Source organism: Granulicella sibirica (genome assembly GCF_004115155.1).
In the GTDB taxonomy this organism is placed as follows: Bacteria; Acidobacteriota; Terriglobia; order Terriglobales; family Acidobacteriaceae; genus Edaphobacter; species Edaphobacter sibiricus.
The window spans coordinates 1153305-1170338 of the sequence record NZ_RDSM01000001.1; the positions used below are offsets into that span (position 1 = coordinate 1153305).

General features: G+C 61.8%; 16 protein-coding genes. 5 read left to right on the forward strand and 11 right to left on the reverse strand.

Annotation, left to right across the window (positions count from 1 at the left end; genetic code table 11):
* Window positions 1–147: 147 nt before the first annotated feature.
* The 5 genes from GRAN_RS04895 to GRAN_RS04915 all read right to left on the reverse strand — a co-directional run bounded on the left by GRAN_RS04895 (window position 148) and on the right by GRAN_RS04915 (window position 6378).
* Window positions 148–1776 (reverse strand): alpha-L-fucosidase, encoded by a 1629-nt coding sequence (locus tag GRAN_RS04895; RefSeq protein WP_128911847.1) that lies wholly within the window; start codon window positions 1774–1776, stop codon window positions 148–150.
* Window positions 1777–1835: 59 nt separating this feature from the next.
* Window positions 1836–2465 carry a suppressor of fused domain protein gene (locus GRAN_RS04900; RefSeq protein WP_128911848.1) on the reverse strand — a complete coding sequence of 210 codons (630 nt, stop codon included), beginning with the start codon at window positions 2463–2465 and terminating at the stop codon, window positions 1836–1838.
* A gap of 227 nt (window positions 2466–2692) precedes the next feature.
* Window positions 2693–3427: a hypothetical protein gene (locus GRAN_RS04905; RefSeq protein ID WP_128911849.1), complete on the reverse strand. Its 735-nt coding sequence runs from the start codon at window positions 3425–3427 to the stop codon at window positions 2693–2695.
* A gap of 42 nt (window positions 3428–3469) precedes the next feature.
* Window positions 3470–4786 carry an MFS transporter gene (locus tag GRAN_RS04910; protein ID WP_128911850.1) on the reverse strand — a complete coding sequence of 439 codons (1317 nt, stop codon included), beginning with the start codon at window positions 4784–4786 and terminating at the stop codon, window positions 3470–3472.
* 47 nt (window positions 4787–4833) lie between these two features.
* Window positions 4834–6378, reverse strand: a complete 1545-nt coding sequence (locus tag GRAN_RS04915) for a TolC family protein (RefSeq protein WP_128911851.1) — start codon at window positions 6376–6378, stop codon at window positions 4834–4836.
* A gap of 135 nt (window positions 6379–6513) precedes the next feature.
* On the opposite strand from GRAN_RS04915, the gene GRAN_RS04920 reads away from it, so the two are divergent.
* On the forward strand, window positions 6514–7206 hold the full coding sequence (locus GRAN_RS04920) for a DsbA family protein (RefSeq protein WP_241654340.1): 693 nt from the start codon (window positions 6514–6516) through the stop codon (window positions 7204–7206).
* Window positions 7207–7279: 73 nt separating this feature from the next.
* Window positions 7280–7726, forward strand: coding sequence for a thioredoxin domain-containing protein (locus GRAN_RS04925; RefSeq protein WP_128911852.1), 447 nt, complete (start codon window positions 7280–7282; stop codon window positions 7724–7726).
* On the opposite strand, the gene GRAN_RS04930 is transcribed toward GRAN_RS04925, so the two are convergent.
* The gene (locus GRAN_RS04930) at window positions 7713–8393 is read right to left on the reverse strand and encodes a class I SAM-dependent methyltransferase (protein WP_128911853.1); all 681 of its coding nucleotides are present in this window, start codon (window positions 8391–8393) and stop codon (window positions 7713–7715) included. The two genes, GRAN_RS04925 and GRAN_RS04930, sit on opposite strands and share 14 nt — an antisense overlap.
* Before the next feature lie 126 nt (window positions 8394–8519).
* Here GRAN_RS04930 and GRAN_RS04935 point away from each other — a divergent pair, with 126 nt between their 5' ends.
* Window positions 8520–9980 carry a GGDEF domain-containing protein gene (locus tag GRAN_RS04935; RefSeq protein ID WP_161570840.1) on the forward strand — a complete coding sequence of 487 codons (1461 nt, stop codon included), beginning with the start codon at window positions 8520–8522 and terminating at the stop codon, window positions 9978–9980.
* On the opposite strand, the gene GRAN_RS04940 is transcribed toward GRAN_RS04935, so the two are convergent.
* The 4 genes from GRAN_RS04940 to GRAN_RS04955 form a co-directional block, all read right to left on the reverse strand.
* Complete coding sequence (locus tag GRAN_RS04940) at window positions 9977–11071, reverse strand: radical SAM protein (RefSeq protein WP_128911855.1); 1095 nt, start codon at window positions 11069–11071, stop codon at window positions 9977–9979. The genes GRAN_RS04935 and GRAN_RS04940 overlap by 4 nt on opposite strands.
* Before the next feature lie 49 nt (window positions 11072–11120).
* On the reverse strand, window positions 11121–12191 hold the full coding sequence (locus tag GRAN_RS04945) for a PDZ domain-containing protein (RefSeq protein ID WP_161570841.1): 1071 nt from the start codon (window positions 12189–12191) through the stop codon (window positions 11121–11123).
* Window positions 12192–12374: 183 nt separating this feature from the next.
* Window positions 12375–13325 carry a HEAT repeat domain-containing protein gene (locus GRAN_RS04950; RefSeq protein ID WP_241654341.1) on the reverse strand — a complete coding sequence of 317 codons (951 nt, stop codon included), beginning with the start codon at window positions 13323–13325 and terminating at the stop codon, window positions 12375–12377.
* A gap of 186 nt (window positions 13326–13511) precedes the next feature.
* Entirely contained in the window at window positions 13512–14168 is a 657-nt protein-coding gene (locus GRAN_RS04955) for an RNA polymerase sigma factor (protein ID WP_192898006.1), read from the reverse strand.
* A gap of 291 nt (window positions 14169–14459) precedes the next feature.
* Between GRAN_RS04955 and GRAN_RS04960 the strand changes: the two genes are divergently transcribed.
* Both GRAN_RS04960 and GRAN_RS04965 read left to right on the forward strand, forming a co-directional pair.
* Window positions 14460–15167, forward strand: a complete 708-nt coding sequence (locus tag GRAN_RS04960) for a reverse transcriptase-like protein (protein ID WP_128911858.1) — start codon at window positions 14460–14462, stop codon at window positions 15165–15167.
* 49 nt (window positions 15168–15216) lie between these two features.
* Window positions 15217–16017 carry an NIPSNAP family protein gene (locus GRAN_RS04965; RefSeq protein ID WP_128911859.1) on the forward strand — a complete coding sequence of 267 codons (801 nt, stop codon included), beginning with the start codon at window positions 15217–15219 and terminating at the stop codon, window positions 16015–16017.
* Between the two features lie 28 nt (window positions 16018–16045).
* Here GRAN_RS04965 and GRAN_RS04970 read toward each other — a convergent pair whose 3' ends face one another.
* On the reverse strand, window positions 16046–16969 hold the full coding sequence (locus GRAN_RS04970; protein ID WP_128911860.1) for a YeiH family protein: 924 nt from the start codon (window positions 16967–16969) through the stop codon (window positions 16046–16048).
* Window positions 16970–17034 lie beyond the last annotated feature (65 nt).

Consider the following 17034-nt stretch of genomic DNA (forward strand, 5'->3'; position numbering starts at 1 on the left):
GTTCGGCTCAGGGTTGGGCACCTGTGGCTCCCACCTTAGCGACGATGGTGCTGTCGCGAAGGTGGGGCACCCGGGCATCGTGCGGAGGGTGTCGGGTGCCTCACATCTCAGAGGCGAGATGTGAGGCACCGAGTTTTAGGGGGTTACTTACTTCGCTGGGAGGATTACGTCTTCGCCGTAGAGGGTGAGGAGTGGGTGTTTGAGGACGGCGCGGTACTCGTAGTGCTCGGCGGCATCGGGGTGGAAGGTGGCGGTGAACTCGCCGGGGTGAGGAGCGGGCTGGGTGGGGAGATGCTGCCAGCCGTGCAGGCGGGAGCGGGTGTCTTCGCCGGTGATGATGCGGTATTCGAAGCCGAACTCGGCTCCGGGAGCATCTTCAGGTGCGGACCAGCCTCCGTGGAAGATGACGGCGTCCGGCGTGACGGTCGCGGGCAGGGTGTGGACGACGGGTGGAGTGAATGCCTCCTCGACGTCGGTGAGCTTGATGACCGAGGGGTACGGCCACTGGTCGCTGTCGCGCAGACGCTGGGCGCGCATCACGTGGACGTGGAGACCATCGGCTTCCTGGTGGAAGGTGCTTTGGGGGTCGAGGTTGGGACGGTACTCGACGATCTTGTCGTTCTGGCCGAGGACGCCGACGGTCGTCTTCGGTGTGGCGCGAACGGTCTTGAGGACGAAGTCGCGGGCGGTGCCCCGCTTCCAGATGGGGGCGTTGTCCTCGTCGTCGACGATGGCGTAGAGGGCGTGGTGGTCCTTGGAGCGGGTGTACCAGACGTCGCCCTCGTTGGTCACGACCCAGGGGCGCGTGGCGTAGATGCAGTCGGAGTTGATGAACATCCAGGAGCCGAGGGTTTGGAGGGCTTCTTCCTGCTCGGGGGCGAGGGAACCGTCGGGTTTGGGTCCGACGTTGAGGAGGAGATTGCCGCCTCGGGAGCGGGTGTGGATGAGGATGCGGAGGAGATCGTGGACGGATTTGTAGTGCTCGTCGGAGGGCTGGTAGCCCCAGGCGGTGCCGATGGTCATGTTCGCCTCCCAAGCTCCGGGTAGAGGAGCGCCGGGGACGTTCTGCTCAGGGGTTTCGATGGCTCCGCGCGTGATGACGGTATCGGGCTGGAGACGCCAGACGATGTCGCGAAGGCCCTTGGGCTCGCCATCGAAGAAGACGGCGGCGATGGGGCCGTAGTGGCTCATGAGTTCGGTCATCTGGTCCTGGTCGAGCTTAAGGAGACCGGGGTTGGCGCTCGGCTGCACGCCGGGAACGAGGCGCTCGATCTGCTTGTGGTTGGTATGGAGCCAGAGGAAGTCGTCAGGGGAGAAGTAGACGCCGGGAGCTACACCCTGCTTGCGGAAGGCGGTGAAGAGTTCGGCGGTGACGTCCTTGCCGTAGGGAGTGTGCATGATGTTGAATGGCACGGTTTTGGTGTCCCACATGGCGAAGCCGTTGTGATGTTTGGTGGTGAACATCATGTAGCGGAAGCCGGCGAGGCGGGCGAGGCGGGCGAGGGCGTCGGGGTCGAAGTGGGTTGGGTCGAAGGTCTGAGGGAGATCCTTGTAGAAGCGGTCGACGTACTCGTCGCTGGCGCCGGCGAGCGAATGGCTGATGATGACGCCGAGTTGCGAATCGATGCTCCAGTGGATGAAGAGGCCGAGGCCCTGGTCACGGAACCACTCGAGGCGCTCGGCCTTGTTCGCGTCCTGCACCGGTGCCTGGGCGGATGAGGCGGTGAGAGAGCAAAGGAGGGTGAGGCAGGCCAGGGCGCGCGTGCGGGTGAGCATGGGTGGAGTTTACCCGCAGCGGCTCGGAATTTGTCTGCGGCAGATGACCTAGGCGACCGCTATTGGGTGGAGGCAACGCTCGGCCGGAGAGGATCGAGGAGTTCGGTGACACCCATGGAGACAAACTTTTCCGAGAGCGCCGCGTATCCGCGAAGGCGCTTGAGGATCATCTCTTCGGGAGTGCAAGGAAAGACGGGCAGAAGCCAGATGACCTCATCGTCGCCGGCTTCGATGGCGATGAAGTCCTCGGGCATGAGCAGGGGCTGAAGCATGGAGACGCCGGTGAAGCGCCCGGCGAGGTCGAGCGCGTGGGGAATGGGGACGGAGTGGCCGTAGCCAAGCCAGGTGTCGTGCTCGAAGGGAAAGCGGGCGCACTCCTGGAGGAGGAAGAAGGGCCAGGCGAACTCGGCCTCGCGCCAGCCGCGATTGATCATGCTGAGCGGCCAGTCGGCGGGGAGGCACAGGAAGCACTCGGCGCGGGCGCTCTCATCCATGCCGGCAGGGACGTTCATGGGGCGATTGCTCATACCGGAGGTGACGATGATGAAGTAGGGCCGTGCTTCGGAGGGCATCACTACGTGAAGGCTCACGGGATTGGGGAGCTTGCTCTCTTCGTGGAGCACGAACATCTCAGAGCCAGAGAAATAGGCCTGGAGATGATCGTCGATAGCTTCTAAGCCGAAAGGCATGGTCTTCCTTGGACGAGCGGGGAGATGGTTTGGAGGGGGCCGGGAGACCGGCACGCAGGTTCCGCAAGGCCTCGGGCTGGGACGAGTACCCGTGGGTCTAAACCTCGAACCCAGAAGCCTTGTGACTCTCGGACACCCGCGCGCACATGGGAGAGGGTCTCTTCGTAAAGATTCTTAAAGGACCAGCTAAGTTGTCCAAATGACGGAGTATTGCTGAATTCACTTAACTAAAGCGAGCCGCCCTCGCGGATGGCAGTCGCCTTATCTTTCTCGAAGGTGACGGTGACAGGATGGCCCTGATGTTCGTAGACAACGCTGCGGTTGCCGTAGTCGGTACTTTGGCTGCTGCTAACCTGGCCAAGCGAGAGTTGGGCCTGGCGCTCATTCATTCCGGGGATGGCGCGGTGTTCGTCGATGGCCTTCCAGGTGTCGGAGGGCCACTTTTTGTAGAGGTTGTGGGGATCTTGGTAGAAGAAGATCTCGTCGACGTAGAAGGTGTACTGGCCTTTGTCCCGGTAGCCGATGGGAACAGCGTATTCGGCCTGCGAGCCGGGCTTGGTGAAGATGAAGAGGACGTGGCGGTCGCCGCCGGGGATGCGGAAAGTGGCGGCCTTGGGTGCGACGGCTTCGATGGCATCCTTAATGTCGATCCTATCGGCTCCGAGGAGGATACCGGCAGAGTGAGCGTAGTCGACCTTGTGCGCGGCATAGGGGAAGTAGTCCATCTGGCCGCCGGCGGAGATCCAGAGCGGCTTGCCGGAGAGGTCTTTGACGTCCTGCAGGGTGGAGGGGCGGGTCTTCTTGAGGAAGACCATATCGTCGTCGGAGACGGTCCAGGTCGAGGAGGTCTGCGTCGGTGCGACGGCTTCATGGCGCTCACGGTAGATGAGACCGACACGAATCCCGACGGCGGCGATCAAGATAAGCGTCCCGCCAAGTGCCCACTTCTTGCCTGAATCCATACTTCCTGTCCTCCGGTTCAAAACATCACGATAGAACAAAGCCTAATCGGCTGGCTCGGCGATGCTCTGTTCCCAGTTCGATTCCATCAGCGACTCGGCGGTCAACTGGTCTGCGTTGCGAAGCCGGGGAAAGAGGACAGAGGCCCCGGCTGTCACGAGGAGTGAGCCGATACCACCGAAGACGACAGCGCGGACAGCTCCAAACCAGTGCGCGGTCACACCGCTTTCGAACTCGCCAAACTCGTTCGATGCACCCACGAAGAGCCAGTTCACCGCGCTGACGCGGCCCCGCATCTCGGGCGGGGTGGCGAGTTGTAGGACGCTAGACCGGATGACGACGGAGACCATGTCGCTTGCGCCTATGGCAACGAGCGCGACAAGAGAGACCCACAGGTTCCGCGAGAGGCCGAAAACCACCGTCGCAAAGCCGAAGATGGCGACGCAGGTGAGCATGCGGATTCCCGCACGGCGCTGGATCGGCCAGATGGTGAGGATAAGGCTCACGGCGAGCGCTCCCATAGACGGCATGGCGCGCAGCAGTCCAAGCCCGCGTGGACCGGCGTGAAGGATGTCTTCGGAGAAGATCGGCAGAAGCGCTACTGCGCCACCAAGCAGAACGGCGAAGAGATCGAGCGAGATCGAACCGAGCAGAAGTTTCGTGCTCCAGACATATTCGAGGCCAGCGAGCATCGTGTCGAGCGAGAACGCTTTCTTCTCATTCACCACCATCTTCGGATGGATCATGCCAATCAGAATGAGGAAGCCGCAGAGCATGAGCACGGTGAACCCGTACACAATGGGCGGCCCGTTCCAGCGCCCGATCGCGCCGGAGAAGCGCAGGGTGAAGAGGATGCCGCCAAGTGCAGGACCGGCGATGTTAGCGGTCTGGAAGATGGTCGCGCCCCACGTGACGGCATTGACGAAATGCTCTTTGGGCACGAGGCTTGGCAGAAGTGCGCTCGCGGCGGGACCGCTGAAGGCGCGTCCGGTACCGATCCCAAAAAGCACAAGGTAGATCGGCCAGATGTGCTGTCCAGGATGGAGACCAAGCCATAGAAGGACGCTCGAGCAGATGGCCTGCAGGGTGTAGCAGGCGAGGATGACCATCCGGCGGTCGTAGCGATCCGCGATGTGTCCAGCAGGAAGAACGAAAAAGAGTCCCGGGACGAACAACGCGAGCCCCGTGTATCCAAGGGCAAGTGCGGAGTGGGTGATCTGGTAGACGTGCCAGGCAACGGCGACCGACTGCGCTTCCGCGCCAAGGATCACAAGGAGGCGGGCCGCCTGGTAAAGAACGAAGTCCTTGGAGCCAAACGCACTGCCTGCAGCCAGTTTGCCCCGTTTTTCACCGTCCGCCATAACCTCTATGCTTTCACACTTCCAGCGCTGCTCACGAGAGCCGGAGATCAGTGACCGAGATAGGTCTTGTACTGCGCCTCGACGACACCGATGTTTCGCGCCAGCCCGAGCTTCGCCTGGTTGTTCTGGAATGTGCTGTTGATGAGGCGGGCCTGAGCGTCGGCTAGTGTCGCCTGCGCCTGGACTACGGGCAAGCTATCGTCGACCCCCGCCTTATACCGCTGTACAGTGTCATCCAACTCCTGCGCGGCGAGTTCGACATTACTCTTCGCGTATTTCACGAGCTCCGCGGTCGACGCGACGTCGAGCATGCTGGAACGAATCTGCTGATCGATGGTGATCTTCGTCGACTCCGTCTGCTGCCGCAGGCTCGAGAGCTGCGCGTCGGCGACCTCGCGCTCTCCGCGGAACTGCGCTTCTTTGAAGATGGGGATCTTCATCGTTCCCTGGGCAGTGAAGACGCCGTGATAAAGGCCAGTCGTCTCGCCGAGAACGCCGTAGTAGCCGTTGAACGCCAGCGTGGGCAGATATTCGTAGCGTGCCGCCTTGCGCTCGCGCTCGGTGGCCTGCGCTTCGACATCGAGCATTTGAAGATCCTTGCGGTTGGCAAGGGCGAGCTTCAGGGCGTCTTCATGCGACATGGCCGCGAGGTCGGCATAGGGAATGGTGTCCGTAAGAGTCAGTTCCTGGTCAGCCGGCAGACCCATAATGCGGTTAAGGGCAATCTTGTCCTTCTCCCAGGTATTTTCCGCCTGGATGACCGCCTGCTGCTGTGTCTGCTGCTGCACATGAGCGCGAAGCACATCGATATTGGGGGCGATGCCAGCGTCGTGCGAGAGTGTCGCCTGCCGCAGGACGGCGTTGTCAGCATCGAGGAGAGCCCGGGCGTCCGTGATCTGGGAGGCGTCGGCGATGATCCGGAGATAAGCGTTTCCGACCGAGAGAACGACTTTGTCGCGCCCATCTCCGACTCCAAGCCGAGTGGCATCCGCCGCCTTCTGGGCGGCGCGATACAGGAAGTAGGACGGTAGATCAAAGAGAGCCTGGTCGACGTTAAGCTGCGCCGACGTCGTGTTGACCTTGACGATGACCGGGATCTCTCCGGGGGTGAATCCGAATGCCGCGAGAGCCGAGGGCTTGAAGCCCATGGCGGCGAGGTTGAGTTCCTGGGTATTCGTTTGAGCGGTCGCGGTTACCGTGGGGAGGAGCGCGTTTTCGACCGTGAGGATCTCGCCACGAACGGCGCGATCCTGGATGCGGAGTTGCTGAAGCTGGTAGTTGCTCTTCATCGCGAAAGCGATCGCATCTTCGAGAGAGAGCGAGAGCGGACCGGCTGTCGCCCTGGGAACGATTGTTCCACCCGACGTCTGAAGCGCTCCGTTCGAGGCGGCAACGGCGCTCGGAGCCTGAGGAAGCGCATCAGCCGACGGCGATGGATAGGCGATGTTCGCGCTTACCAAAGGGGCTGGAGTCACATTCTGAGCGCCGGCGGAGAGCGCGACGGAAAGGGCGGCCGAAAGCACGCCAAAGCCCTTGAGAGGGGTAAGGACAGCCGTCCTGCAGCTCAATCCGGAGCGCCGTTTGGCGTCCAAGGTGCGATTCTTCTTTGAGTTCACACCTTTTAGAGTGCCACGAGGCCCCGGCGGTTGCGAAATGACGCAAGGAATTGTGGCGGATAGGCGCGCCTGGCTTCCGGGCTGCTCGGCTAGAATACGGAAGGAACTCTTATGCGTCAGAACACTATGAACCGTCGCCTCTTCGCCGCCGCTCTCGCCACCACAGTTGTCCTTTCCCTGTCCGGTCCCGCGGCGCGAGGTCAGGCCTCCGCTCCGCCGAACACCGCCAACAGCTTCAAGGACACCTCGATGCTGAAGCCGCCGGCCGGCTCACGGGTGGCGATCATCGAGTTTGAAGACCTCGAGTGCCCGGCCTGCGCACACGCGTTTCCGATGGTGCATGACGCGGTCGATCATTACAAGATACCCTATATTCGTCACGACTTCCCCTTGAAGATGCACGTCTGGAGCTTCGACGCGGCGGTGACAGCGCGGTATCTGCAGGACAAGGTCAACCCCGGCATCGCCGAGGAGTATCGTCGCGCAGTGTTCGCCTCGCAGACGGCGATCGGCAGCAAGGATGACCTGCGGAACTTCACGCAGCGCTTTTTCCAGGCGCACGGCGCGGCAATGCCGTTCGTGGTCGACCCCCAGGGGACGCTGACCAAGGAAGTGCAGGCGGACTATGCGCTCGGCGAGCACATCGGCCTTTCACAGACGCCAACGATCTGGGTGGTGACGCCGCAGCAATGGATTCAGGTGACTGATCCAACCATGCTCTACCAGACGATCGATACCGCGCTTGCCCAGACCGCCGGGCCAGCGAAGGTGGCAAGGACTTCGGCTTCCTTGAAGCACAAGTAGCCCTCTGCATCGGCGGTGGTTGAGACGCATCTTAATTGTGTGGCGCTGATTTCCAGCCGTCACGGGAGCGTTTATGCCAGTCATTCGGGCTTGTAGTCATTGTGGACAAAAGAATCGCATCACCGGCAAGCACCTTGCCGACACTGGCCGTTGCGGAGCGTGTAAGTCTGCGTTGTCGCCGGTTGGCGAGCCGCTCGCAGCCGATCAGGCCCTGTTCGACGAGATCGTGAAAGACTCGCCGGTACCGGTGCTGGTGGATTTCTGGGCGGATTGGTGTGGGCCTTGCCGGTCGGCAGCCCCCGAAGTCTCACGCACTGCTGCAGATATGGCGGGCAAGGCCGTTGTTCTAAAGGTCGATACCGAGGCACATCCGGAACTTGCCGCCCGCTTCCAAGTTCGAGGCATTCCGAACTTCGTCGTGCTGAACAAGGGACGGACGGTGATGCAGCAGGCGGGTCTCGTCGGACACCAGCAGATGGAGCAGTGGCTGAGAACCGCGGCCGCAGCTAACGTGGTGTAAAGATCAGGAAGTAGTCCTGGCCGTCGGCCTTGGTGAAGTCGTAGGTGCCGGTTAGTTTGTAGCCTGCTTCCGCCATCTCTTTCAGAACGACGTCGCGCGGCAGCCCGTGGTCGGTACCGTTGCCATTTCGGTCGATGATACCGATCCGAGCTCCGGGGCGCAGCGCGGCGTGCAACTTCTTCATCACCGGGATCGGGTGGGCGATCTCGTGGTAGACCTTCAGCATCAGGAGCGCGTCAATGCTTGTGGGCGGCAGGGAGGGATCATCGGGCGTACCGAGGATCGTTTTCACGTTCGACAGGCTCTCTTTTTTCGCGCGCTGGCCGATATAGCGTACGGCGTCGGCGTTGATGTCCTCGGCAAAGACAACTCCCTGAGGGCCGACGCGGCGGGCCGCACGTACGGAAAACCAGCCGGACCCAGCGCCAAGATCAGCGACGTTCTTTCCCGGGGTAATGCCGAGCAGGTCCATCACGCGGTCGATCTGCAGCTTTCTGTCGCGGTCCGGGTACTCGAAGATCGACAGGTCGCCGGAGTAGGGCGTGCTCGTCGGGCGTTGGTCCTGCGGGGGAGCGGGCGATGCTGCCTGAGTTGGCAGCACTCCGAGCGCAACGAACAGCACAGCGGCGAAGAGGCTGGAGCGCGAAGACGGGCAGAGGGAAATCATGAACGATGATCCGTCTTGGAACTCAACCTAAGCAAGGCGTTTCGCTTCGCTAGTCTCTATACACGTGGGGGAAATGCCGATAGTGTAGGAGTTTCTCCTCAAATCCTTCGTCACCTCAAGGTGAACTTGTTTCCGGGTCCCTCTCACTCTTCGCGGCGCACATGGCTACCAGGCATCCTGACAGCTCTGCTCTTCGGTGTGATCTATGCCATCGTCGACCTTGCGCTGAACCGGCTCGCGTTTGCCAGCGGTTGGACGATCCTTTGGCCCCTGAATGGCGTCTCAATCGCTATTCTCCTGATGCGCCCCCGCTCAGATTGGCCCGCCATCCTGATCGGGATTGGGGCTGGGGCTGGTATCGGGGAGTGCATGGATGGCAACTCCATCAGGATGGAGCTATTGCTTCGACCGATCTCGCTCTCCGAGGTGACGATCAGCGCCTTGCTGCTACCGCACTTCTCGACCCTCGGAGACTGGCTTCGAAAGCCACATATCTTCAAACGGTTCCTTGGCGCGCTCGTGCTTGGGCCATCGATTTCCGGCGTTTTGGCCGCGATCGTCTTCCACGTCTCCGCTCACCAGGGGTACCTTTCCGCCTTCGACGACTGGGCGCCTTCGGACGCGCTCGGGATCGCCGTTACCATGCCGCTGGCGCTGTCGCTGCGCACGCCGGAGATGCGCGACCTTTTCCGGCCCGTTCAGCTTCTCAAGACGGTCAGCGTGCTGGCGCTCGCTTTTCTCGTCGCGGGCCTGGTGTTTGGCGTAAGCCGCTATCCTTTGCTCTTTTTGCTGTACCCGGCACTGTTCCTGGTGGAGTCCCTGCTTGCTTTCTCAGGTTCTGCTGTTGCGGTGCTTGGCGTGGCGTTGATCGCGGTCTACCTGACCGACGGCGGCCGGGGGCCGTTCGGGGTCTGGCCGAAGGATCTCCCCGTCTCGCGCGATGTAGCGATCCAGATCTATCTCGGCTTTCAACTGCTTGCGCTCTTCCCTGCCTCTATCCTGCTGCTGGAGCGCAGGCGCATGGCCGCAGAACTCCGCGACACCAACGAACAGCTCATGATGCTTGCCTCGCTGGATGGACTCACCGGTATCCCGAACCGCCGGTCGCTCGATGAGCGGTTCGCTCAGGAATGGGGCCGCGCGGTGAGATTGCAGACGCCGCTTGGGCTCGTCATGATTGATATCGATCACTTCAAGCAGTTCAACGATCTCTATGGCCACCATGCCGGGGATGAGTGCCTGCGGGCCGTCGCAAGCGTCCTCTACGGGGAGGTACGCCGGACGCACGATCACGTCGCGCGCTTCGGTGGCGAGGAGTTTGCCCTCCTGCTGCCGCATACGGATGTCGACGGAGCTTTCCACATGGCGGAGATCCTGCGACAGGCCATCGTGAGTCTGGCGATCGATCACCGGGGATGCGCAAACGGAGTTGTTACGGTCTCGATCGGATGCGCCGCGATGACGCCGAAGCTCGGAGACAACCGGCTTTCGCTTCTCCAGGTGGCCGACGCAGCGCTTTACGATGCGAAGCGGAGCGGGAGAAATCGAGTCCATATCGGCGAAACCGCGAGGCAGATCGTCCGTTAGCGAATCTGCACGAGTTCCGGGCTTGGCTGGTGGGTACCTTGCCCCGAGCCGGGCGTAATGCTGGTGTGCTGCGGCGCACGCCAGTGGTCGATGTAACTTACTTGATGCACGCAGCTGATGGTGCAGTTCGGAGCGCAAGACTTCTCGGTGAGGAATTCGCGCTTCACATCAGCCGTCTTGTAGTCCGCGATTGGAGTACCGGGGTAGCCACGCTGCTGCGAGCAGTAATGCACCAGACCGTTCTCGCAGATGTACAGGTACCGGCTGCCCGCACGGCAGCGCCAGTCATTCGGCTGGCCGTTGGCGATGGCTTCCTGAAAGTGGTTGAAACGGGAGTAGCTCCGGCGCGTCAGGTTGCGGACGCGGTCCCAGACGTTTCGTTCTGCTTCGCCGAGCGGCTTCAACTGCCCGCTGCCGTCGTGAATGATACCGATGGTCGAGCTGAACCCAAGGGCAAGAGCGCGCTGCGAGACCGTGTAGGCATCCTCGGGGTTGGCAATGCCCCCGCCGACAACCGAGTTGATGTTGACGTGAAAATCGGCGTGCTCGGCGAGCATCTGGAGCTTCTTGTCCAGCACTTTAAGGCTCTTCTTCGAGACCTCGTCGGGCATGACGTTGTCGATCGAAATCTGCATGTGATCAAGACCGGCGGCGTTGAGGCGCTCGATACGCTCCGGCATCAGAAGGTAGCCGTTCGTGATCATGCCGGCGATCGCGCCGGTCGAACGAATGCGCGCAATGACCTTGTCCAGATCAGGATGCAGGAGGGGCTCGCCGCCCGAGATCGTGATCACCGAGGTTCCGAGACGTCCAAGGTGGTCGATGCGACGGTACATCTCGTCGATCGGGACAGGATCGGAGAAGTCGTCGAACTCATTGCAGTAGGTACACGCGAGGTTGCAGCGGCGCATGGGCACGATGTGCGCCATGTAGGGATGATCGGTCGCGGCGACGGCCGAGGCGATCGAACCGAGTTCACGCAGTTTGCGCGTCACCGCCTTCCAGCGGCGCTTGCCCGCGGAGGACTTTGGGACGGGCGGCTTGGTTCTGGCAACGATTTTCGGCTGCGGCGTGGTAGTGGAAGACGTCATGCTCTATCTATTGAACCATACCCGGCCCCCGCCAGCCGAGCGCGTCCCGTTACATCATCGAGAGGGTTCCCAAAGCCACACAAGCCTGCTCCACCTGCGACGCCGGCTGGAAGGTCGCACGCGAGCCTCCGAGGTGCGGCCACATATCCGGAATCAGGCTGGAGTGGTGTTTCGCGTTCGGGACCATTGTCAGGGTCTGCTCCTGTCGGTCACGCAGCACAATGACGTTCACAGGCCTACCCTTATTTTCCCGAATCGTCTTGAACCAGTCGCTGCTGCTCGCAATGTTGTTTCCGTTGACTCGCATGACGACGTCGCCAGCGTGCAAACCGGCGACGGCTGCCGGGCTGTTCGGGTCGACACTGCGAACCAGGAGGCCGGTCTTTCCCTGTGCGCCAAAGTACTCCGCCAACTGGGGCGCCATCCTCTCGAGTAGCACGCCGGTATAGCCGGGACTCAGACCGATTCCGCCGAAAAGATTCCGGCTCACCCGTCCGGGTGACGAGAAGAATCCGGTCCCCCTGCGCTCAATCGTCTCCGGAGCAGGAGGCAACGGCTCAGGATCGGAGATCTTCACGTGCTCCTCCCACGCCTCGCGCTCCACGTCCTCGCGGTTACCCATCTGCGCAGCGATCGTTTGCGACTGTCCATCGCGGTTGATCGTCAGAGTCAGCGAGCGGCCCGGGGGCGCATCGTGGAGCAACCGGCGCAATTGCTCCCCGGTGTCGATTGCCTGTCCATTCACCTGCAAGACTATATCGTGCTCGTGAAGACCGGCCTTGCCGGCGGGACCATCGTGATCGACGCGCACGATCTCGGCACCACGCGGGTCCTTCGAATCCTTGGCGGTCCTCGCTCGTGCGGAGGCCAAAGAAGCTTCGTTCACGTCGCGAATATCGACCCCGAGGTATCCCTGGTTGCTTCGTCCGGCGGCTGCGGTCGGCTGGAATGCCGCGCCATGCAGCACCGGAAGGCCTAAGTGGTCGGGAAGGCGAAGATGCTGCGCGAAGGCAACGCTTCCATGGCTCAGCCCCGCGAGCACGACGGCTGCAACAGCCGTCTGTGCAAACGAACCCTCATGCCAGCCTGCCCGAAACCTCAACGTCCTTGCGTCCTTCATGGCCCCTCGTCCGGAGATGCTTCCATCCGTCGCATCCGCTAATTGCTTCCGATCGCAATTGGGAGACGCACCCTGTCGATTCGACGCCTCGCCGTACGACCCGTAAGCGTAAGTTGCTGGGAGACTTACTTTATTACCAAAACCCATTCGTGGCAACGGGCATTTGGCCCGTTCGTCGACGCCCTATTGAAGAGCGTCCATGCCCTGCAGGGCCTGGAACGACGCCGTCCGGATGTATGGGTTGTCATCGCTGGTCGAGACCGTTCGTAGCACCTGCCGTACGCTGGAGTCGGCCTGTACGGGCTGCAAAAGCCCGATTGCCTCCGTCCGCACCTGGGGGTTGGTGTCATGCAGAAGCGCATCGAGGACCGCGTCGCGCACATGGCGATCCTGTTCGACGTAAGGCTCAAGACCGTCGAGCGCCTTCATCCTCACGCCGGAATTCTTGTCGTAGCGCAGGGAAACCATCAGAGCGCTGCGGACATCCTTGCCGTCGGAGTCGCCCTTGCAGCCATGCGCAGAACGGCACTCATTCGCCAGGTACGACACCGAATCCGTCCGAACCCCGTTCGCAGCAGCGGCGCGCGTGCCCATCAGTAAAAGCTCACGAATCTGCGGATCGTTGAGGGAACCTTCCATCGACTCCGGGACGACACGGTTATAGAGCACCTGCACCACGTCCGGATTCGCGGTCCGCACAATACCGCTGACGTTAGCAATCGCACCCTCGGTAGCGTTCGTCAACACAATGGGTGGCTGAGGTTTAGGGGTGTGCTCGTCCTGATAACGGTGAACGTAGTTTCCGGCCAGAAACCCGAAACCAAGTAGAAGCGTCGCCAGAGCGGGTGCGCTTTGGACATTTCCCACCCAGCGAAAGAAGTTCGTACGGAGCCGCGCAAAAAAGCTGTGGGACGGAATCTGGTCGAGCGCCTCGTCGAGACGCATGCGCGACTGTGCCAGAAAATTCGGGTTCAACTCGACTACGGGGCGCGTCTCAAGGGTCGAGAACATCCCCTGCACCTCGGCAAGCTCCTGCCGGCAGGTCGCACAATCCTGGAGGTGTCGCTCCAACACGATTGCCTGGTCATCCGGCAACTCGCCATACGACGCGAGGACCATACTCTGTTGCGCCATCTCACACTTCATTGCCTTTTACCTCGAACCAGCCTCGAAATTTTGCTTCCTGTTGCGCCGTTCGGGGTTCGAGTCTTATCGGATCCGCCTTTGCTGTCTGCGGCCGTCGCCCAGTTTCCCGAATCTCTCTTTTGGTGATACGCCCCGATTCTCCGGGGTTTGCTTCCCGTCCAACCTGTTCAGAGATCAGGCGCGGAGGGTCGCGAGATTTGCGCGCAGCTTCCGCGTCGCGCGGAAGAGGGTGTTCTTCGCCGTCTCTTCCGTGGTGTTCAACATCTCTCCGATCGTCCGGAGCTTCAATCCCTGGTAGTGCTTCAGTTCAAACACCGTCCGCTCCCGCGGGGTGAGTTTGTCGAGCGCGTCGTTGATGCTGACGCCCATCTGCTTGCGTTCGAGTTCGCGGGCCGGATTCGCCATCGCGCGGTCGTCGGACACATTGGAGAGCAGATCCATCTCGTCACCGCTCGCGTCGAGAACGGTCGCCGGATCTTCGCGACGGCTCTTGCGGCGGCGAAGCTGGTCGAGGCAGAGGTTCGTCACGATGCGGTAGAGCCAGGTATAAAACGAGCACTCAAAGCGGAAGTTCCCCAAGTGCCGGTAGGCCTTGATGAAGGCTTCCTGGTGGACATCCTGCGCGTCCTGCTCGTTGCCAAGCATATGCAACGCGAGCCGCAGCACGGACTGGTCATATCGCCGAACGAGCGCGTCAAAGGCCATTCTCTGGCCGGCCTGCGCCTCGCGGATCAGGTCGTCATCCTCGGAGCGCTGCTGGGCGCGCGCGTCAAGCTGCGCCTGGGTGAGCTTTCCACCGCGTACTCCGGGCTGGGCGAGGGGCTTTGCCATCCGTACAGGGGATTCTACCTGTCTGGCATCACCGTCGGGAACCTGGAGCGCCCCGGAAAACACCTGCGACCGTCCGACGCCCACTAAGGGCATCACCGCTACCATCTCGCCACCAAGGTCCATGCCCATTGCCTCAGCATTCATCGTGATGAAAACTCCGCTTCCGCGAAATTGACTGCCGCTCGACGGGGCTGAACCCGTCCACTCGATAGACCGCCGATTTGCGGAAAGGTGAGCAACCCGGCGTGCCGTCCGGGGCATCGACGCGGGCCTCTCGGATACACTCTCCCCATGCCGTCCCGTACCCCCTCGTCCAGCCTCTTCGGCGACCCCGCCCCGCCTTCCCGCGTTGCAACACAAGGAACCTGGATCAACGCTCATTGCGATGGCGGAGCCCGCGGCAACCCCGGCCCGGCGGGCTACGGAGCGCTCATCCAGGATGACTCCGGCATGGTTGTCGCCGAACTCTCCGAGTTTCTTGGATTGAAAACAAACAACTTTGCAGAGTATTCCGGGCTGCTCGGCTGCCTGGCGTACGCCCTCGAGCACGGCCACGCCCGCCTTCGCGTCGTCTCCGATTCGGAGTTGATGGTGAAGCAGATCCAGGGTAAGTATCAGGTCAAGAGTCCGGACCTGAAGCCTCTGTACGAAGAAGCGAAGCGCCGCATCGCCAAGCTCGATGGCTTCGAAATCTCGCACGCCTTGCGGCACAAGAACAAGGACGCCGACCGCCTTGCCAACGAGGCCATGGATCGTGGCATGAAGCGTCCACACGCCGCGGGCCAGCCCGCGCCCGCTCCCCTGAAGGCGACGCCGTATCCTTCAAAGGCTGAGACGCCGGTCGAGCCACGCAGCTTCGCCCGCCCGGCAGCATCTGCTCCAGTCCCCGTCAGCAAGGCCGACACGATGCTCCGTGGCTTCACCCGCGACGGTGTCGTCCACGTCCTCGGCGGCACCCCCCTGCCGGATGGCATCTTCGTGAAAATCATCCGCGAGTGACCGGCCGTTCCAGCGATCAGCTAGAATTCGTCATTCCCCTGGAGCCTCCATGCACCGTCGCCAGTTTCTTTCGACCTCTCTCGCCGCCTCTGCCCTCTCGCTTGCAAAACCCGGAGAAGCCCTCGCCGCCGTGCCAGACAAAGTCGCCCCCGAGTTCTACCAGATTCGCAAGTACCGCCTCGTAAGCGGACCCCAGACCAAGCTGACCGAAGCCTACTTCGCCGAAGCCCTTATTCCCGCGCTCAACCGGATGGGCATCACCCCCGTCGGAGCCTTCACGGTCTACTTCGGCCCCGAAACACCGACCTTTTACCTCCTGATGCCGTCGAAGACGGTCGAAGCGCTCGCCACGGTGGACCTCGCACTGGCGAAGGACGAGACCTTCATGAAAGCGGCAGCGCCCTTCTGGAACACGCCTGCCTCCTCGCCCGCGTTCATTCGCCTGGAGAGCCAGCTTCTGCGGGCGTTCGAAGGCTTTCCCATGCTCGTGCCGCCGGCGTCTTCGGCCACCAAGGCTCCGCGCGTCTTCCAACTCCGCACCTACGAAAGCCCGACGATGCAGGATCACGTCCGCAAGGTCGAGATGTTCCACTCGGGCGAGTTCGAGATCTTCGCACGCGCGGGCTGCACCCAGGTCTTCTACGGAGACAGTCTCATCGGTGCACGGCTCCCGAGCCTGACCTACATGCTCACCTTCCCCGACACCACGGATCTCGAAGTCCGCTGGAAGGCCTTCTCGAGCGATCCCCAGTGGAAGAAGCTTTCGTCAGACCCGCACTTCGCCTTCGAGCCGACCGTCTCGAACATCGACAGCTTGATCCTCAAGCCGCTTTCCTGTTCTCAGATCTAGCCTGCTCTGCGGCTGATTGCAGATCGGCCTAGATCGCAATCAGCCCGGCGCGGATGGCCATCAGCGAAGCGACCGCCACCACGATCCAGAGCGCCACGCCCTGCACCATCGGCCGCACGCCCACCTTGCGGAACATCTCCCGCGAGAGTCCCGTCCCGATCAAGAACAGCGTGACCGCCATCCCGCTGCGCCCAAGCCCACTCAGCGCGGTATAGATTCCGTGTAGCGTCGGAAGGTATGTCCGAACAACCGCGGCGACACAGAACAGCAGGATGAACCAGGGTATCTTCACCTTCGCCTTGCTCTTCATGGCGTACGCCGTCGCGAAGGACAGAGGGACGATCCACAGTGCCCGCGCCAGCTTTACCGTCGTTCCGATCGTCAGCGCCACCGCCCCATACTTCGCCGCCGCGCCCACCACGGAACTCGTGTCGTGGATCGCGAGCGCCGCCCACAGGCCGAACTGGCTCTGGGTCATATGCAGCCGCGTTCCGACAAAAGGAAACAGCACGAGCGCAACGGAGTTCAGCGTGAAGACAGTTCCAAGAGAGATCCCCATCTCCTCCTCGTTTGCGTCCGTGATCGGTCCAATCGCCGCGATTGCGCTTCCACCGCATATCGCCGTTCCGCAGGTAATCAGAAACGAAGCCTTCCCGGGAACGCGCATGACGCGCCCGAGCAGAAGCCCAAGCAGCATGGCCACGGAGATGCTGACCGCCGTGTAGACGAACCCTGACCGCCCCGCATGGATCACCTCATGCAGGTCCATCCCAAAGCCAAGCGCAACGACCGACGCCTGAAGCAGAAACTTCGACAGATCGTGGCTCTCCATCGCGAACGGATGCTCGACCGTCAATGCGAAGACAAGCCCTGCTAATAGTGCGAGCGGGGGGGACAGCACACCCGCCGCCGCAAGGATCAAACCAAGAAAGAAGATGTTTTTCGTACTCATGGCATTCGCCTCTGAGACCAAGTATTCCGTTCTCCAGAGGGCGCGTCCAAGCAGCAATCATGATG